Source organism: Dechloromonas hankyongensis, assembly GCF_022012295.1.
Classification (GTDB): Bacteria; Pseudomonadota; Gammaproteobacteria; order Burkholderiales; family Rhodocyclaceae; genus Azonexus; species Azonexus hankyongensis.
This window is the reverse complement of the sequence record NZ_JAKLTN010000002.1, coordinates 354,600-372,301: the sequence shown is the minus strand read 5'-3', so window position 1 is coordinate 372,301 and position 17,702 is coordinate 354,600. Positions and strand designations below refer to the sequence as shown.

Below are 17,702 nucleotides of genomic sequence, written 5' to 3'. Positions count from 1 at the left end.
CAGTCAATTAATCACTTGTCTGATTTTAACGACAACCCCGCATTGAAGCCTAGATGACTTTTCGGAAAAGCCCAAAAAAAGCTGTCGCCATTTAACGACACAAGCACCATCCATATCGGGAATCTGGTTTAATCGTTTCCGCTAATATATTGTTTAAATTGAAATTAATTTAGGTGGCACAGATATCGCAATAGGCGTCGGGACAAGTTTTTTGTCGAACAACCTCACCACGGGAGTTTCCATGTTCAGCAAACCGACCATTACCACTCGCAACGACACCATCACCCGCAAGGACGTGAAAAGCGTTCTCGGCTCAGGCAGCGGCCTCGCCGGCGCCGTGCCGGAACCGAAGGTCGTCACCGAAACCCCCGCCACCACGGAAGAAAAATTGACCACCACGACCGAAACCGAAACCCCGACCGGCGCTTCCCTGATCGTCGGCCCGGACGTCAAGCTCAAGGGAGCCGAAATACTTGACTGCGACACGCTGGTCGTCGAAGGCCGGGTCGAAGCGACCATGGACAGCCGCGTCATCCGCATTGCCGACAAGGGCGCCTTCGCCGGCAAGGTCAGCATCGACGTGGCCGAAATCCACGGCACCTTCGAAGGCGAATTGACCGCCCGTTCGCAACTGATTATCCACGCCACCGGCAAGGTGAGCGGCAAGATCCGCTACGGCAAACTGCTGATCAACGAAGGTGGCGAACTGTGTGGCGACATCAATTCGCTGTCTTCCGACAAACCGTCGCAACGCTATCAGCGCGACGAACAGCAGATCACGCCGCTGAGCGCGGTCGTCGGTTGATTACTTTTTAGGCAACTCATAGAATACGAACAATATGTATAACGCATCACCGCTCGACGCCACGCTCGCCCCTCTTCCAGCGCCCATGCTGTTGACCGGAGAGCGTGGTTATTTTTCCGAGGCACCGACCGCCACCGAAGCGCCGGAACTGATCGTCGCGCCGGCCGTGACCTACACCCAGTTACGGGCCTGCAGCGGCCTGGTCCGCCGCATGTACGCCCGGCGCGGCTACCGCCTGGCAGCAAATCCGCTGCAACCAGCCGATCCGAGCCATGTCACCATCGGTGCTTGGTTGCATGGCCAACTGGTCGCCACTGCAACCGCCTCGCGCGATTCGGCGGCCGGCCTGCTGGCCGACGGCCTCTATCGCGACGAGGTTGCCAAGTTGCGTGGTCATTCGCGTATCGTCTGCGAAGTCACGCGCCTGGCTGTCGATGCCGAATGCTACGAACCGGAAGTGCTCGGTTCGCTGTTCCTGGCCATCTATCAATATGTTCGCGCCGTCTTCGGTGGCACCGAACTGGTCATCGAAGTCAATCCGCGCCACGCCGGCTACTATCGCCGGACCATGGGCTTCCACCAGATCGGTGAACTGCGCAGCTGCCCGCGTGTCGAGGCGCCGGCCGTCCTGCTTCACCGCTCGCTGGGCAACATTCACTACTGAGCTACTGCCGGAAAACCGAATGACCGTCCTTCGACCATCGAAGGCTGGTTATTTGCGCTGAAGCCTCGTAGACTTCGCCCTTTGATTATTTTTCCTTCAGGCAAGCGCAAATGGCTCAATACGTCATGTCCATGCTACGGGTCAGCAAGATCGTCCCGCCCAAGCGTCAGATCATCAAGGACATTTCCCTGTCCTTCTTCCCTGGTGCCAAGATCGGCCTGCTCGGCCTGAACGGCGCCGGCAAGTCCACCGTGCTCAAGATCATGGCCGGCGTGGACAAGGAATACGACGGCGAGGTGCAGCACCTGGCTGGCGTTTCCATCGGCTACCTGCCGCAGGAACCGCAGCTCGACGCGGCCAAGACGGTCAAGGAAGAAGTCGAATCCGCCCTCGGCGAAGTGATGCAGGCGCAGGCCAAGCTGGACGAGGTCTATGCCGCCTACGCCGATCCGGAGGCCGACTTCGACAAGCTGGCCGAGGAACAGGCCCGCCTCGAGGCGATCATCGCCACCGCCGGCTCGGATACCGAACATCAGATGGAAATCGCGGCCGACGCGCTGCGCCTACCGCCCTGGGATGCCGTCATCGGTAACCTGTCCGGCGGTGAAAAACGCCGCGTCGCGCTGGCCAAGCTGCTGCTCGAAAAGCCGGACATGCTGCTGCTCGACGAACCGACCAACCACCTCGACGCCGAATCGGTCGAATGGCTGGAACAGTTCCTCGTCCGCTTCCCCGGCACCGTCGTCGCCGTCACCCACGACCGCTACTTCCTCGACAACGCCGCCGAGTGGATTCTCGAACTCGACCGCGGCCACGGCATTCCCTGGAAGGGCAACTACTCGTCCTGGCTGGAGCAAAAGGAAGCCCGCCTGGAAACCGAAAACAAGCAGATCGACGCCCACATGAAGGCGATGAAGCAGGAACTGGAGTGGGTGCGCTCCAATCCGAAGGCGCGCCAAGCCAAGTCCAAGGCCCGTCTGTCGCGCTTTGAGGAAATGTCCAGCCACGAATACCAGAAGCGCAACGAAACGCAGGAAATCTTCATTCCGGTTGGCGAGCGCCTGGGCGACCAGGTCATCGAATTCGACGGCGTTACCAAGTCCTTCGGCGACAAGCTGCTGATGGACAACCTGAGCTTCAGCATCCCGCCGGGCGCCATCGTCGGCATCATCGGCCCGAACGGCGCCGGTAAATCGACCCTGTTCAAGATGATCACCGGCCAGCAGCAACCCGATTCCGGCGCGGTCAAGGTCGGCCAGACGGTCAAGATGGCCTACGTCGACCAGTCGCGCGACTGCCTGGACGGCTCGAAGACGGTGTTCGACGAACTGGCCCAAGGCAGCGACATCCTGCAGATCGGCAAGTTCGAGATGCCGTCGCGTGCCTACATCGGCCGCTTCAACTTCAAGGGCGCCGATCAGGGCAAGCTGGTCGGCAACCTGTCCGGCGGCGAGCGCGGTCGCCTGCACCTGGCCAAGACGCTGATGGCCGGCGGCAACGTGCTGCTCCTCGACGAACCGTCGAACGACCTCGACGTCGAGACCCTGCGCGCGCTGGAAGACGCCCTGCTCGAATTCCCGGGCTGCGCACTAGTCATCTCGCACGACCGCTGGTTCCTCGACCGTATCTGTACGCACATCCTGGCCGCTGAAGGCGATTCGCAATGGACCTTCTTCCCGGGCAACTACCAGGAATACGAAGAGGACAAGCGCAAACGTCTGGGCGAAGAAGGCGCCAAGCCGAAGCGGATTCGCTACAAGCCCATCACCCGCTAAAAGCGATCGGGGGATGACCGAGAAGTTCAACGATCACCCCCAAAAAACCAGAAGACGGACATGCTTAGCGTGTCCGTTTTTTTTTGCACTTTGCTCCCGGGCGATGCGAATGTACTATCCAGGTCGCCTTGGCCTAGATGCCAAGGTAATCCTCAAAAAACACAAAAGGGAGCAATCAATGCAATCCAAAAAACTCGCGTGCCTATTCATGGCCTGCGCCGCCCTCCTGCTGTCGGGCTGCGCATCATTCCGGAACAATGAACTGGCAGACGTCGGCAAACTACCGGATGTCTCGCGCTACGCCAACAAACCCACCGTCTTCGTTGAAACACACCTCTTCCGCGGCGACCCCGGCCAAGCCAGCTTGGAAATTCTGGCCATCAAGGAAAAACTGAATGCGTCGGTCAAAGGTACGCTGGACGAATCCGCGTTGTTTTCCAAATACAGTTTTGACGAGAAGGATCGTGCCACGTCCGACTACGTTATCCGTCTCGACATCTACAACCATGGCACCCCCGGATTGGCAGCCGTCGCCGGGTTCATCAGCGGCCTGACCCTGACCGTGATCCCGGCCGCGGCAACGGATAATTACACGCTGCAAGCCAAGCTGCTCGACAACAAGGGTAATCTGATCAACGCCTCGACCAACAAGGATTCCATTACTACCTGGATCGGCATCCTGTTCCTGCCAATGGCCGGTAACACCCCGGAAAAGGCGATTTTCGGCACGCTGGATAATCAGCTCAAGGCCGTTCTGAAGGATCTGGTCGAAAGCGGCAAGCTGAAATACTCGCTCCTGCAGCGCCTGCAGATGCAATATTTTGCCGGTCAGGTATAAGCCAACCAGGCATGTTTGAATGCAAAACGGGCGCCGTTGCGGCGCCCGTTCTTTTTTGCGCCCCGCCATCGCGAGGCACGCAAACTGTAGGTGAAATATATGCTTATTTTGTCAGTGCTTCAAGCTGGCAGAAAAAACGGCCTTGGTCTTTTCGGAAAACTGGAACTCGTTGAATGCACGATCGATTTCGGCATCGTTACGGCCTTCGGAGTGATCTTCGAAGCAGATCCCGATGGTCTTGCCGTTGGCAGCCAGGGTCTGGAAAGCGAAACGCCAGCGTTGTGCTTCAGCCAGCCGCTCGCGCAGTTCGGCTTCGTTGGAAATCGTGATACCGGCTTTCTTCAGGGAATCCAGGAATTGTTCGAAGGATTCGTTGCTCAGACTGCCCATTTGACTATCTCCGTAGGTATGCGGTGTTTGATCACCATGAGCCTAATAACGACGCAATTTCGATTCGGTTGACACAAAAGTCATAGAACTTTGAATGCGATAATCACGCCTATGAAAAAGCAGAATTCCCCTACCGACATTCCGGAAATCCGTCCCGGCCAATCCATTGATTTGCTGAAGGAATTGCACATCCTGACACGCGACGGCAAGCTCAACCAGGACACGCGCCGCAAGCTGAAGCAGGTCTATCACCTGTACCAGTTCATCGAGCCCTTGCTCGAAAATGCAGAGACGCTGGTCGATCACGGTGCCGGAAAGTCCTATCTCGGGTTCATCCTGTACGACCTCTATTTCAAGGAGCGTGCCAGCGGCGAGATCGTCGGCATCGAAACGCGGGCCGAGCTGGTCGATAAATCGCGCGAACTGGCCGCCCGGCTTGGCTTTCCGCGCATGCGCTTCATGGCGTGCACGGTCGAGGATTCGCTGTCGTCCACCGAACTGCCAGCCAGCGTCGATGTCGTGACAGCGCTACACGCCTGCAACACGGCGACCGACGACGCCGTCCGTTTCGCCCTGACGCGCAACGCCCGCCATATCGTCCTCGTCCCTTGCTGTCAGGCGGAAGTGGCCGCCACGATGCGCGCCAAAAAGAACGAATCACTGGGCAAGACCCCGCTGTCCGAACTGTGGCGACACCCCATCCACACCCGCGAACTGGGCAGCCACCTGACCAACGTGCTACGCTGCCTGCTGCTCGAGTCGCACGGCTACGACGTGACGGTGACCGAGCTGGTCGGCTGGGAACACTCGATGAAGAACGAGCTGATCATCGCCAGCAAGCGGGGCCAGCCTCGGAAGAACGCCCGCGAACGGGCAACAGCCATCCTGCGCGAGTTCAATATCGAAGAACTTGCGCCGCGTTTTACGTACTAAGGCGCCATGACCCGACTTCAACACCCGCTCGAACTCCTCGCCCCGGCCAAGAATGCCGATTTCGGCATCGAGGCCATCAAGCATGGCGCCGACGCCGTCTATATCGGCGGCCCGTCTTTCGGTGCCCGCTACGGTGCCGGCAACGATGTCGCCGATATCCTACGCCTGTGCGATTTCGCCCATCGTTACCGGGCCAAGGTCTTCGTTGCGCTGAACACCATCCTGCACGACGCGGAACTCGAAGACAGCCGGCAATTGGCCTGGCAGCTCTACGAGGCCGGCGTCGATGCTCTGATCGTCCAGGACATGGGCCTGCTCGAACTCGACCTGCCGCCCATCCAGCTGCACGCCAGCACGCAGACCGACATCCGCAATCCGGCCAAGGCCAAGTTCCTCGAAGACGTTGGCTTCTCGCAAATCGTGCTGGCCCGCGAGATGAGCATGGACGAAGTGAAAAAAGTGGCCGATGCGACGACGCTGGCCCTCGAATACTTCGTCCACGGCGCGCTATGCGTCGCTTATTCCGGCCAGTGCTACATCAGCCACGCCCATACCGGGCGCAGCGCCAACCGCGGCGAATGCTCGCAGGCCTGCCGCCTGCCCTACACGCTGGTCGACGAGAAGGGCAAGGTCATCACCGAGGACCAGCACCTGCTGTCGATGAAGGACAACAACCAGACTGAGAACCTGCTCGCCCTGGTCGAAGCCGGCATCAGCTCGTTCAAGATCGAGGGACGCCTGAAGGACCTGTCCTACGTCAAGAACATCACGGCCCACTATCGCCGGCTGCTCGACGACATCATCGCCGCCCATCCGCAGTACAGCCGCGCCTCCAGCGGCCGCAGCACCTATACCTTCGAACCGCAGCCGGACAAGACCTTCAACCGCGGCTACACCGATTACTTCGCCGGCGGCCGCCAGGACGACATCGGCGCCTTCGACACGCCGGCCTTCGTCGGCGAACTGATCGGCGAAGTGACTGAGATCGGCGACGGCTGGATCGTCGTCAATAGCGAGCAGACGTTCCACAACGGCGACGGCGTCTGCTTCCACGACGCCAACGGCGACGTGATGGGCATGCGTATCAACCGTGCCGAGGGCGACAAGCTGTTCCCGGCCGAGATGCCGGAAGAACTGACCGAGGGCGCCACCCTGTTCCGCAATCGCGACCAGGAATTCGAGCGGGCGCTGGAAAAGGATTCGGCCGAGCGCCGCGTTTCGCTCAAGCCGGTGCTGTCAGAAACCAACGATGCCTTCGTGCTGACCCTGACCGACGAAGACGGCGTCACCGCCAGCGCAGCACTGCTGCGCAGCGAGAAGATCGGCAGCGAACTGGCGCAAAATCCGGAACAGGCGCAGGCCAAGCTGAAGGAAAACCTCGGCAAGTTCGGCAACACGATGTTCGTCGCCGAGCCTACCGAACTGAATCTATCGCAGGCCTGGTTCCTGCCGGTCGGTGCGGTCAATGCGCTGCGTCGCGAAGCCACCGAAAAGCTCGAAGCCGCCCGCCTGGCCAGCTACCCGCGCCCGCCGCGCGCCCAGCCATCCGCCAACCCCGTGCCCTACCCGCAGGACGAACTGACCTACCTCGGCAACGTATTCAATGCCAAGGCGCGCCAGTTCTACGAGAAACATGGCGTCAAACTGATCGAGGAAGCCTACGAGGCCGGCAACGAGAAGGGCATGGTGTCGCTGATGATCACCCGCCACTGCCTGCGCTACAGTTTCAACCTGTGCCCAAAGGAAGTGAAGCACCTGAAGCCGGACCCGATGACCCTGATGAACGGCGGCGAAAAGCTGATCCTCAAGTTCGACTGCAAGGCCTGCGAGATGCACGTCATCGGCAAGATGAAAAAAGGCGTCAAGCTCAACCTCGGCACCATTCGCCAGGCTTCCTGCGGCTGAAACCGCGGGGGCCGGATGGCTGCGCAGACGTCGGCTGGGGCCACGGTATTTGCCGAAATCGGCCGGTACCCGGCCGATCCGCTTGCGCTATAGTCTCGCCTGACGTGTCGGAAGACCGCTTCTGGCGCTCCTAGTCCCGTGGCCATCATGCAACCGATCCCCTGCCCCTCCTGCCGGCAAACCATGAGCAAGCACCGCTTCGAACGGATGCATCATGGCGAGGTGACGATCGATCTGTGCTTTCCCTGCCAGGGCATCTGGTTCGACGAATTCGAGAGCGTGCAGCTGACGCCCGGTGGCATCATCGAGCTGTTCAAGTTGATCCACCAGCATCGCGACGACCAGCGGCTGCCCCTGCGCGACCCGCTGCGTTGCCCGCGCTGCGACGACAAGCTGCTGCACGGCCTGGACGTTGCCAAACACGGCGGCCGCTTCAATTACCACCGTTGCCTGCAAAAACACGGGCGCTTCACCACCTTCGCCCAGTTCATGATCGAAAAGGGTTTCGTCCGCCAGCTGTCGCCGGCCGAAGTGAGCGAGCTGTCCGCCAAGGTCGGCGTCGTGCGCTGCACCGGTTGCGGCGCCCCGGTCGATATCCGCAAGGACCACGCTTGCGGGCACTGCCGCGCCCCCATCGCCATTCTGGATGCCGACGCCGTCGAACAGGCGCTAGACCGCTACCTGCATGCCGAGGTGCGGCGCACGACCCTCAATGTCGAAGCACTGGGCGATGCCATCGTGCTGCGCGAACGCGAAAAGTCGCGCCAGAAAACTCACGCCGCAGACGTTGGAGCCATCGATGTCATCGATCTGCTGTCCGCCGGGGCCGAACTGGTCTGGAACCTGATACGGCACTAATCCGGCATTGATAACGAAGCCGGACCCCGCCAGTTCGGGCAAGCCGGGCATTGGCGGTACACTCCGCCCTTAAATTTTTTCAGCAAAGCCCTTCCCGCATGCAAAAAGAAGTTCAGGAAAAACCCATGTACGCTGTCGTGGCGGCCGTCCAGCTGCCCCATGTCAGCGACTTCGAGTTCGACGCGTCTATTGCCGAATTGCGCGAACTGGCCAAGACGCTGGGCTTCAAGGTCATCCATACCTTCACGCAGAAACGCGGCAGCTTCGACACGACGGGCTATCTCGGCATCGGCAAGCGCCAGGAAATACATCACTTCGTGCGTGGCGAAGCGGCGGTCGGCGACACCTCATACCCGCCCACCCCGCACCTGGGGCCGATCGAAGTCATCCTGGTCGACCATGAAATTTCGCCGTCACAGGCGCGCAACCTCGAACTGGAAGCCGGCTGCGAAGTGATGGACCGAACCATGGTCATCCTCGAAATTTTCCATCGCAATGCCCGTTCGCGGGCCGCCAAGGCCCAGGTGGAGATCGCCCGCCTCGGCTACATGGCGCCGCGCCTGCGTGAAATGGCCAAGCTGGCCGGGCCGCAGGGCCGGCAGCGTAGCGGCGTCGGCGGCCGAGGGGCGGGCGAATCGCACACCGAAATGGACCGCCGCAAGATCCGTGACCGCATCGCCGAGCTGCAGCTGGAAATCGCCGCCATGGAAGTCGAGCGCAAGACACAACGCGCCCGGCGCCAAGAGCGCCAGGGCCTGGCCGGCGTGGCGCTGGTCGGCTACACCAATGCCGGAAAATCCACCCTGATGCGCGCCCTGACCGGCAGCGAGGTGCTGGTCGCCAACAAGCTGTTCGCCACCCTCGACACCACGGTGCGCGCCCTGTACCCGGAGAGTGTGCCGCGAGTGCTGGTCAGCGATACGGTCGGCTTCATCAAGAACCTGCCGCACGGCCTCGTCGCCTCGTTCAAATCTACCCTCGACGAAGCGCTCGATGCATCGCTGCTGCTGCATGTCGTCGATGCCAGCGATCCGGGATTCGAACGCCAACTGGAAGTGACCAACAAGGTGCTGGAAGAGATTGCTGCCGATGAGGTGCCGCGCCTGCGCGTCTTCAACAAGATCGACCACGTCGGCGACGAGGCGGCACAAGCCGAGTGCACCGCAGCCCTGCGCGAGAAATACCCCGACTGCATCGTGATGAGCGCCCGCCGTCCGGACGAGGTAGCGCAACTGCGGGCCACCATCGTCAGCTTCTTCCAGAAAGAGCTGGTCGAGACCGAACTTTTCCTGCCCTGGTCGGCCCAGCAACTGCGCGGGCAGATCTACGCCAATTGCGAAGTGCTGGAGGAACGCGCTGACGAGGAAGGGGCCTTCTTCCGCGTGCGCGGCGAAGCGGAACTGTTGAAGGACTTGGGCGAACGCCTGGACCAGCTGTGAACCGCGTTCGCTAAAACCTCATTCCGCGGGCGCCTGCAGAACCTTGGGCGCCAGTTCGACGTGCCCCTGCTCGCCGCCCAGCCAGATCAGGCCGTCCTGGATGGTGCATTGCAGGCGCATGTTGCGCTCAGCGAGAGCAGCCAGCGCCTTCCCCTCATCCGCCGTCAAGGCGAGCACGCGGAGGTTCTTCTGGCCGGAAACCTTGCCGGCCGTTTGCTGCCACCAGATTTCGGCGGCCCGCCCGCCATAACTGAGCACCATGACGTGGCGTGAGCGGTTACAGGCGCGGCGGATGTTCTTTTCGTCGGGCAGGCCGACGTCGATCCAGCGCTCTATGCTGCCGGTGGCGTCGAGCTCCTGCAGGTCGGCCTCATCCTCGGCCGACAGTCCGCGGCCAAATGTCAGCGTTTCCGACGCGTTCAGCGCAAAGGCGAGCAAGCGGACCATCATGCGCTCGTCGGTTTCCGACGGATGGCGGGCGATGGTCAGCGAATAGTCGCCGAAATGCGAACGGTCGAGATCGGCGAGTTGCAGTTCGGCCTTGAAGATGGTGGATTTGAGCGCCATGCCGGCCCCGGAAAAAAGCGGGATTATCCCATGATGCAGGAACCCAGCGGCTGAAAACGACTCAATAGTGAGATAGGGAAAACAAGTACAATCAGCGTTTTCTGATAGACAGGAATTGCCATGCGCCGTCTGATTCTCGCCTCACTGCTGGCCGTCAGCGCCCTCGCCCGGGCCGAAGTCATCGACATCGACAACGCCCAACTGGAAAAACTGGCCCAAAGCGGCGTACCGGTCATCGACATCCGCTTGCAGAGCGAATGGGAAGAGACCGGCATCGTCGCCGGCAGCAAGCTGCTCACCTTCTTCGACGAAAAAGGCCGTTCCGACGCTGCCGCCTGGCTGGAAAAGGTCAAGCCCATCGCCAAACCGAACGAGCCGGTCATCGTCATCTGCCGCAGCGGCAACCGGACCAAACCGGTCAGCCAGTTCCTGTCGCAACAGGCCGGCTATACCACCGTCTATAACGTGAAAAGCGGCATCAAGGGCTGGATCGCGGCCGGTGGGCCGGTATCGCCGGCGGCATCCAGCATTGCCTCATGCAAGGCGGCGAAGACCTGCTGAGCCAGGCCGTCGCCCGCAAGCGCTGCGCCAGTTGCCAGATCTGGAGCGGGCTGCGCCAACCCGGATCGACGCCTGATGTTGTCCTAATCGAGGTGGAAAGCAGCACCGGGATTTGCCAGGGCGGCCCGTGGGACGGCTCCGAACGGCGTGCCCGTTCGGCTTGCGGCCACTGGCAGTGCTGGTCGGTTCTGTCGCCAACGGCAAACGAAGCAGTACCCGGCTAGTAGGCCCCTCCAGCGGCCGTCGACAGTTCGAGACAGTCAGCCCCTGTCGTGGCAGTCCCTTCACTGCCCCACGATCGCCTTTTTCAGCCCGCTGTCGGGCTATACTCCCGCCGATGCCAAATGTGCTCTCCCAGCTTGCTAGACCAGCGCATGAGACAACCGAAAAACAACAAAAAACCCGCACTAGGGCGGGTTTAACGGACTGCAACTACTGTGTCGAACAATTGCTTGGTGCCCAGGAAGGGACTCGAACCCCCACACCTTTCGGCGCCAGAACCTAAATCTGGTGCGTCTACCAATTTCGCCACCTGGGCAAGCGGCCCGCATTCTAGCATCGACTGACGCGGACGCCCATGCCTGTCGACCACTACGAAAATTTCCCGGTCGCTTCGCTTCTGGTGCCAGCCAGACTGCGCCAGCCAATCGAGGTCATCTACCGCTTCGCGCGCAGCGCCGACGACATTGCCGATGAAGGCGATGCCACGCCGGAAGAACGGCTGGCCGGGCTGGCCGCCTATCAGGCCGAACTGGACCGCATCGCGGCCGGCACAGCCCCGCAAATGCCCTTGTTCGCCGCCCTGGCCGAGGTGATTGCCGCACACGCCCTGCCCATCCAGCTTTTCCGCGACCTGCTCGACGCCTTCGCCCAGGACGTGGTCAAGAAGCGTTATGCCGACTATCCCGAGCTACTCGACTACTGCCGACGCTCGGCCAACCCGGTCGGCCGGCTGGTCCTACACCTGTTCGGGCGGACCGAGGAGAAGCACTTGATGCAGTCGGACTGTATCTGCACCGCCTTGCAGCTGATCAACTTCTGGCAGGACGTGGCGATCGACTGGCAGAAGGACCGCGTTTACATCCCGCAAACCGATTTCCCGCATTTCCGGGTGAGCGAAGACGACATCGCGGCCGGCCGCAGCTCGGCCGACTGGGCGGCCCTGATGGATTTCGAGATCGACCGCGCCACCGCCCTGATGCAGCGTGGCGCCCCGCTCGTCCATGCCCTGCCCGGCCGCATGGGCTGGGAAATCCGCCTGACCGTCCAGGGCGGCCTGCGCATCCTCGAACGCATCCGCCAGGTGCGTGGCGACGTTTTCCGCCACCGGCCTAAGCTCGGTTTGACGGATTGGCTGGTTCTCGGCACCCGATCCCTTAAAATGTAGCCCCATGAATCCAGACCAATACTGCCAGGAGAAGTGCGCGGCCAGCGGCTCCTCCTTCTATTACAGCTTCCTGTTCCTGCCGCAAGAGCGCCGGCAGGCCATCATGGCCCTCTACGCCTTCTGCCGCGAAGTCGATGACGTGGTCGACGAATGCCACGACGTATCGATCGCCTCGACCAAGCTCGCCTGGTGGCGCCAGGAGGTGCAACGCATCGCCGACGGCAACCCGCAGCATCCGGTCGGCCTCGCCCTGAAGAAAGTCGCCCCCGGCATCAACCTGCCCAGCGAGCAGTTGCTCGAAATCATCGACGGCATGGAAATGGACCTCCAGCAGTCGCGCTACCTCGACTTCAAGGGCCTGTCGCTCTACTGCTACCGCGTGGCCAGTGTCGTCGGCCTGCTCGCCGCTGAAATCTTCGGCTACCAGGACCGCCAGACGCAGAAATACGCGCACGACCTGGGCATGGCCTTCCAGCTCACCAACATCATCCGCGACATCGGCGAGGATGCCCGACGCGGCCGCATCTACATCCCGATGGACGAACTCAAGCAGTTCAACGTGCCGGCGAAGGACATCCTGGACGGCAAGTATTCGGATAATTTCACCGCCCTGATGCAGTTCCAGTACGAACGGGCCGAGAAGTACTACGAACAGGCCTTCACGCAACTGCCGGCCGGCGACCGCAAGAACCAGCGCCCGGGCCTGATCATGGCGGCGATCTATCGCACCCTGCTCGCCGAAATCAAGGACGAGAACTTCAAGGTCCTGCACCAGCGCATTTCGCTGCCGCCGATGCGCAAGCTGTGGCTGGCAGCCAAGACCTGGATCAAGGGCTGACATAGTGCGCGTCGCCGTCATCGGTGGCGGCTGGGCCGGCATTGCCGCGGCTGTCGAACTGACTGCGCGCGGCACACCTTGCACCCTGTTCGAGGCCGGCCGCGTGCTCGGCGGCCGGGCGCGCAGCGCCAATCTCGACGGCCGTGTGCTCGACAACGGCCAGCACATCCTGCTCGGCGCCTATCGCGACACGCTCGAGCTAATGCGCCAGGTCGGCGCCGATCCGGAGCAACTGTTCGACCGCCGGCCGTTGCGCGTCATCGATAGCGCCGGCTTCGAACTTGTCCTGCCCCGCCTGCCCGCCCCGCTCAATGTCGCCTGGGGCCTGCTCGCCGCCCGCGGCGTCGGGTTCGGCGAAAAGCTGCGCACTGCCATATGGATGGATGGCATCAAGCGCCGGGGCTTCCGCCTCGCGGCCGACATCACGGTCGCCCAATGGCTGGACGCCGCCGGCCAGACCGGCGTCCTGCGCAGTCATCTGTGGGAACCGCTCTGCCTTGCTGCGCTGAATACGCCGGTTGACCGCGCCTCGGCCCAACTGTTCGCCAACGTGCTGCGCGACAGCCTGGGCAGTCCGCGCCGTGAAGATACCGACCTGCTGCTGCCGCGCGTCCCGCTCGGCCAAGTCCTGCCCGAACCGGCCGCCAACTGGCTACAGGCCCACGGCGCGGAACTTCGGCTCGGCCAGCGGGTGCACAGCCTGGCGGCCGACGACGCGCAAGTTGCCGTCGACGGCGAAACCTTTACCGCCGCCATTATCGCCACCGCGCCGCAACACCGTGCCGCGCTGTGGCCGGACAGCACGGCTGTCCTCGATTTCGAACCCATCGCCACGGTCTACCTGCAATTCCCGACCGATTTCAGCCTGCCTTTTCCGCTGCACAACCTGCTCGGCGGCCACGGACAATGGGTCATCGACCGCGGCCAGGGCCTGCTCGGCTGCGTGCTGAGCGGCCACGGCGACTGGGAAGCGCTGAGCGACGAGGCGCTGGCCGAAGCGCTGCAAGCCGAAATCGGCCAACCGGCAGGCGCCTTGTGGCACAAGGTGGTCCGCGAAAAACGGGCGACCTTCGCCGCCTGCCCCGGCCTGACGCGTCCGGACTGCCGCACAGCCCATCCGCGCCTGTGGCTGGCCGGCGACCACAGCTGGGCCGACTATCCGGCCACCCTGGAAGGCGCCGTGCGCAGCGGTCGGCGGGCCGCCCGCCAGTTGCTGAACGGCTGACGGCCTGGATTCCCGCCTGGGCGGGAATGACGGGCGATCCGGCGTTTTTCCCTCGCCCCCGCCTCCTCATGAAAATCATGAGGCCCCATTCATGGATTTCGCGCTGCGCTGAATACGGGCCGGCGCGATAGTGCTCGCCAGTCCTTCACATTTTTTGATGTAGGACAAAAACCGGCGGCAACCGCCCCGGTACCTCAACCGACAAAGGAGACTTTCATGAAATGGGAAACCCCGACCGCCTGTGACTTCCGCTTCGGCTTCGAAATCACGATGTACATCGCCGCTCGCTAAGCGGCTTGCCGCCATCCCCTGAGATGGCGGCTTTTCCATAAATCCCATGAAACTGATCATTCTCGGCGCTTCGGCCGGCGGCGGTTTTCCGCAATGGAACTGCAACTGCCACAACTGCGCCGGCGTGCGCGACGGCAGCGTCCAGGCCAAGCCGCGCACCCAGTCGTCGATCTGCGTCGCCGCCGACGACAGCGCGGACTGGACGCTGTTCAACGCCTCACCCGACATCCTGCAGCAGATCAAGGCCACGCCGGAACTGACGCCCAACCGCGCCCTGCGCGATACCGGTATCGGCGGCATCCTGCTCGTCGACGGCCAGATCGACCACGCCACCGGCCTCTTCATGCTGCGCGAACAGAAGTCGCGCATGCCGCTGTGGTGTGCCGACCCGGTATATGAAGACCTGACCACCGGCAACCCGGTGCTGAACGTCCTCAGCCACTACTGCGGCGTCGACCGCCACGCCCTGCAACTGGACGGCACGCCCTTCACCATGCCCAAGGTGCCGGGCCTCGAATTTTCCGTATTGCCGCTGGCCAGCAAGGCGGCGCCCTATTCGCCGCACCGCGAAGCCTCGGTGGACGGCGACAACATCGGCGTCACCATCACCGACCAGCGTAGCGGCCGCAAGCTGTTCTACGCCCCCGGCCTTGGTGCCCGCACGCCGGAAGTCTTCGCCCGCATGGCCGAAGCCGATTGCGTGATGGTCGACGGCACCTTCTGGACCGACGACGAGATGATCGCCGCCGGCCTGTCCACCAAGACCGCCCGCGACATTGGCCACCTGCCGCAGTCCGGTCCTGGCGGCATGATGGACTGGCTGGACGAGCTGCCCCGCCACGTGCGCAAGATCCTCATCCACATCAACAACACCAATCCCATCCTCGACGAAGCCTCGCCGCAGCGTGCCGAACTGACCCGGCGCGGCATCGAGGTCGCCGAAGACGGCGCCCGCATCACCATCTGAGAGACCACCATGATCCGAGCCGACATCCTTGCCGAATCCCACGACGCCGACGATGGCCGCCCGGCCTGGAGCCGCGAAGAATTCGAGGCGCAGTTGCGCGAGAACGGCAAGTCGTACCACATCTACCACCCGTTCAACGTCATGCTCAACACTGGCCGCGCCACGCCTGAGCAGATTCGCGGCTGGGTGGCCAACCGCTACTACTACCAGATCGCCATTCCGGTGAAGGACGCGGCGATTATGGCCAACTGCCCGGACCGCGAGGTGCGCCGCGGCTGGGTGCAGCGCATCCTCGACCACGACGGGTTCGAATACGGCCTGCCCAATGGCGAAAAGCAGATGGACGCCGGCGGCATCGAAGCCTGGATACGCCTGGGTGAAGCGGTCGGCCTGACCCGCGAGGAAATCGTCGATCTGCGCCACGTGCTGCCCGGCGTGCGCTTCGCCGTCGACGCCTACATCAACTTCGCCCGCCGCGCCCCGTGGCAGGAGGCCGTCTGCTCGTCGCTGACCGAACTGTTCGCGCCGACCATCCACCGCCAGCGCCTGGCCACCTGGCCGGAGCACTACCCGTGGATCGAATCGGAAGGCCTGCAGTATTTCCGCAACCGCACCAGCCAGGCGCCGCGCGACGTGATCCAGGGCCTCAATGTCACCCTCGACTACTTCCGCACCCGCCCGATGCAGGAACGCGCCGTGCAGATCCTCAAGTTCAAGCTCGACATCCTGTGGTCGATGAACGACGTGATGGGCCAGCATTACGGCACCAACGGCGTCACCGGCACGCCGGAAACCGAACGCAAGGCAGCGTGATGGATGGCATCCCCCGCCTCGGCCACGGCTTCCGCTTCCAGTGGGAGCCGGCGCAGAACTGCCATGTGCTGCTCTACCCGGAGGGGATGATCAAGCTCAACCAGAGCGCCGGGGAAATCCTGGCGCGCTGCGATGGCCAGCGCGACATCGCCGCCATCGTCGGCGACCTGGAAGCCGCTTTCGCCGCCAGCGGCCTGCGCCCCGATGTCGAAGCCTTCATCGCCATGGCCGTCGACAAACGCTGGCTGCGGCTGGATACTGCCACCGCATGAACGCCCTCGTCACCCCCACCCCGACCGTCGGCCCGCCCATGTGGCTGCTGGCCGAAGTCACCTACCGCTGCCCGCTGCACTGCGTGTTCTGCTACAACCCGGTCGACTTCGCCAAAACCGAGCAGGAGCTGTCCACCGACGACTGGCTGCGCGTACTGCGCGAAGGCCGCGAACTGGGCGCCGTGCAGTGCGGCTTTTCCGGCGGCGAACCGCTGTTGCGCGACGATCTCGAAATCCTGATCGGCGAAGCCCGCAAACTGGGTTACTACACCAACCTGATCACCTCCGGCGTCGGCTTGACCGAAGCGCGGCTCGATGCTTTCAAGGCCGCCGGCCTCGACCACATCCAGCTCTCCTTCCAGGACTCGTCCAAGGAGATCAACGATTTCCTGACCCACACCCGCACCTTCGACCTCAAGCAGAAGGTCGGCGACATGCTCAAGGCGCGCGGCTGGCCGATGGTCATGAACGTCGTCATCCACCGCCTGAACATCGAGCACATCGGCCGCATCATCGAAATGGCCGACGAACTGGGCGCCGAATACCTGGAACTGGCCAACGCCCAGTACTACTCCTGGGCGCTGCTCAACCGCGACCAGCTGATGCCGACGCGTGAGCAGTTGAAGCGCGCCGAAGAAGTGACCAATGAATGGAAGGCCAAGCTGGCCGACCGCATGCGCATCCTGTTCGTGGTGCCCGACTACCACGAGGGCAAGCCGAAGAAGTGCATGAACGGCTGGGGCAACGTCTTCCTGACCGTGACGCCGGACGGTACCGCCCTGCCCTGCCACACCGCCCGCATGCTGCCCGGCCTCAGCTTCCCGAATGTCCGCGAACACAGCCTGCGCCACGTCTGGTTCGAGTCGGAAGGCTTCAACCACTACCGCGGCACCGGCTGGATGAAGGAACCCTGCCAGAGCTGCGACGACAAAAAAAAGGACTACGGCGGCTGCCGTTGCCAGGCCTATCTGCTGGCCGGCGACCCTGATGCCGCCGACCCGGTCTGCCCGAAGAGTCCGCACCATAGCGAGGTGGTCGCCGCACTGGAAAACGCCGAAAACCCGGCCCGCCAGGCGCAGCCGCTGATCTTCCGCGACCCGAAGGAAAGCCGCCGGCTGACTGCCGATACGCCCTGACGACGGCTTTGTCCGTCGTCAAAGTGCCTGCCCCTCCC

20 protein-coding genes and 1 tRNA gene are annotated in these 17,702 nt (G+C 62.6%); 18 read left to right on the top strand and 3 right to left on the bottom strand.

Features of this window, described 5'->3' with window-relative positions; all coding sequences use genetic code 11:
• Positions 1–241: 241 nt before the first annotated feature.
• From LZ012_RS10250 to LZ012_RS10235, 4 genes are all read left to right on the top strand, one after another.
• Entirely contained in the window at positions 242–805 is a 564-nt protein-coding gene (locus LZ012_RS10250) for a bactofilin family protein (RefSeq protein WP_275710394.1), read from the top strand.
• 34 nt (positions 806–839) lie between these two features.
• Positions 840–1,469 carry an N-acyl amino acid synthase FeeM domain-containing protein gene (locus tag LZ012_RS10245; RefSeq protein ID WP_275710392.1) on the top strand — a complete coding sequence of 210 codons (630 nt, stop codon included), beginning with the start codon at positions 840–842 and terminating at the stop codon, positions 1,467–1,469.
• 110 nt (positions 1,470–1,579) lie between these two features.
• Complete coding sequence (ettA, locus tag LZ012_RS10240) at positions 1,580–3,244, top strand: energy-dependent translational throttle protein EttA (RefSeq protein WP_275710389.1); 1,665 nt, start codon at positions 1,580–1,582, stop codon at positions 3,242–3,244.
• Between the two features lie 109 nt (positions 3,245–3,353).
• Positions 3,354–4,082, top strand: coding sequence for a hypothetical protein (locus LZ012_RS10235; RefSeq protein WP_275710387.1), 729 nt, complete (start codon positions 3,354–3,356; stop codon positions 4,080–4,082).
• Between the two features lie 111 nt (positions 4,083–4,193).
• Here the strand turns inward: LZ012_RS10235 and LZ012_RS10230 are convergent, their stop codons facing one another.
• Positions 4,194–4,472, bottom strand: a complete 279-nt coding sequence (locus LZ012_RS10230; RefSeq protein ID WP_275710385.1) for a hypothetical protein — start codon at positions 4,470–4,472, stop codon at positions 4,194–4,196.
• Positions 4,473–4,583: 111 nt separating this feature from the next.
• Between LZ012_RS10230 and LZ012_RS10225 the strand changes: the two genes are divergently transcribed.
• The 4 genes from LZ012_RS10225 to hflX all read left to right on the top strand — a co-directional run bounded on the left by LZ012_RS10225 (position 4,584) and on the right by hflX (position 9,607).
• On the top strand, positions 4,584–5,405 hold the full coding sequence (locus LZ012_RS10225) for a class I SAM-dependent methyltransferase (protein ID WP_275710383.1): 822 nt from the start codon (positions 4,584–4,586) through the stop codon (positions 5,403–5,405).
• A 6-nt stretch (positions 5,406–5,411) separates the two neighbouring features.
• Positions 5,412–7,310 (top strand): peptidase U32 family protein, encoded by a 1,899-nt coding sequence (locus LZ012_RS10220; RefSeq protein ID WP_275710381.1) that lies wholly within the window; start codon positions 5,412–5,414, stop codon positions 7,308–7,310.
• A gap of 147 nt (positions 7,311–7,457) precedes the next feature.
• Positions 7,458–8,168 (top strand): zf-TFIIB domain-containing protein, encoded by a 711-nt coding sequence (locus LZ012_RS10215; protein WP_275710379.1) that lies wholly within the window; start codon positions 7,458–7,460, stop codon positions 8,166–8,168.
• A 98-nt stretch (positions 8,169–8,266) separates the two neighbouring features.
• A complete protein-coding gene (gene hflX, locus LZ012_RS10210) occupies positions 8,267–9,607 on the top strand; it encodes a GTPase HflX (protein WP_275710377.1) in 1,341 nt (446 codons plus the stop codon).
• Positions 9,608–9,625: 18 nt separating this feature from the next.
• Here the strand turns inward: hflX and LZ012_RS10205 are convergent, their stop codons facing one another.
• Positions 9,626–10,174: a YaeQ family protein gene (locus LZ012_RS10205; protein ID WP_275710374.1), complete on the bottom strand. Its 549-nt coding sequence runs from the start codon at positions 10,172–10,174 to the stop codon at positions 9,626–9,628.
• Between the two features lie 120 nt (positions 10,175–10,294).
• Between LZ012_RS10205 and LZ012_RS10200 the strand changes: the two genes are divergently transcribed.
• Both LZ012_RS10200 and LZ012_RS10195 read left to right on the top strand, forming a co-directional pair.
• Positions 10,295–10,735: a rhodanese-like domain-containing protein gene (locus LZ012_RS10200; RefSeq protein WP_275710372.1), complete on the top strand. Its 441-nt coding sequence runs from the start codon at positions 10,295–10,297 to the stop codon at positions 10,733–10,735.
• A complete protein-coding gene (locus LZ012_RS10195) occupies positions 10,711–10,959 on the top strand; it encodes a hypothetical protein (RefSeq protein WP_275710370.1) in 249 nt (82 codons plus the stop codon). The genes LZ012_RS10200 and LZ012_RS10195 overlap by 25 nt, the downstream gene beginning before the upstream one ends.
• 229 nt (positions 10,960–11,188) lie before the next feature.
• Here the strand turns inward: LZ012_RS10195 and LZ012_RS10190 are convergent.
• Positions 11,189–11,273 (bottom strand) — tRNA-Leu (locus tag LZ012_RS10190).
• Positions 11,274–11,312: 39 nt separating this feature from the next.
• Here LZ012_RS10190 and hpnC point away from each other — a divergent pair.
• The 8 genes from hpnC to pqqE all read left to right on the top strand — a co-directional run bounded on the left by hpnC (position 11,313) and on the right by pqqE (position 17,664).
• On the top strand, positions 11,313–12,122 hold the full coding sequence (gene hpnC, locus LZ012_RS10185) for a squalene synthase HpnC (protein WP_275710368.1): 810 nt from the start codon (positions 11,313–11,315) through the stop codon (positions 12,120–12,122).
• A gap of 4 nt (positions 12,123–12,126) precedes the next feature.
• Positions 12,127–12,960 (top strand): presqualene diphosphate synthase HpnD, encoded by an 834-nt coding sequence (gene hpnD / locus LZ012_RS10180; protein WP_275710366.1) that lies wholly within the window; start codon positions 12,127–12,129, stop codon positions 12,958–12,960.
• Positions 12,961–12,964: 4 nt separating this feature from the next.
• Positions 12,965–14,185, top strand: coding sequence for a hydroxysqualene dehydroxylase HpnE (hpnE, locus tag LZ012_RS10175; protein WP_275710364.1), 1,221 nt, complete (start codon positions 12,965–12,967; stop codon positions 14,183–14,185).
• A gap of 216 nt (positions 14,186–14,401) precedes the next feature.
• Positions 14,402–14,476: a pyrroloquinoline quinone precursor peptide PqqA gene (gene pqqA, locus LZ012_RS10170; RefSeq protein ID WP_141353941.1), complete on the top strand. Its 75-nt coding sequence runs from the start codon at positions 14,402–14,404 to the stop codon at positions 14,474–14,476.
• A gap of 46 nt (positions 14,477–14,522) precedes the next feature.
• Positions 14,523–15,443, top strand: a complete 921-nt coding sequence (gene pqqB, locus LZ012_RS10165) for a pyrroloquinoline quinone biosynthesis protein PqqB (protein ID WP_275710362.1) — start codon at positions 14,523–14,525, stop codon at positions 15,441–15,443.
• Between the two features lie 9 nt (positions 15,444–15,452).
• Positions 15,453–16,256: a pyrroloquinoline-quinone synthase PqqC gene (pqqC, locus tag LZ012_RS10160; RefSeq protein WP_275710360.1), complete on the top strand. Its 804-nt coding sequence runs from the start codon at positions 15,453–15,455 to the stop codon at positions 16,254–16,256.
• The gene (gene pqqD, locus LZ012_RS10155; protein WP_275710358.1) at positions 16,256–16,528 is read left to right on the top strand and encodes a pyrroloquinoline quinone biosynthesis peptide chaperone PqqD; all 273 of its coding nucleotides are present in this window, start codon (positions 16,256–16,258) and stop codon (positions 16,526–16,528) included. The genes pqqC and pqqD overlap by 1 nt, the downstream gene beginning before the upstream one ends.
• Positions 16,525–17,664 (top strand): pyrroloquinoline quinone biosynthesis protein PqqE, encoded by a 1,140-nt coding sequence (gene pqqE, locus LZ012_RS10150; protein ID WP_275710356.1) that lies wholly within the window; start codon positions 16,525–16,527, stop codon positions 17,662–17,664. Before pqqD ends, pqqE begins: the two co-directional genes overlap by 4 nt.
• Positions 17,665–17,702: the final 38 nt, after the last annotated feature.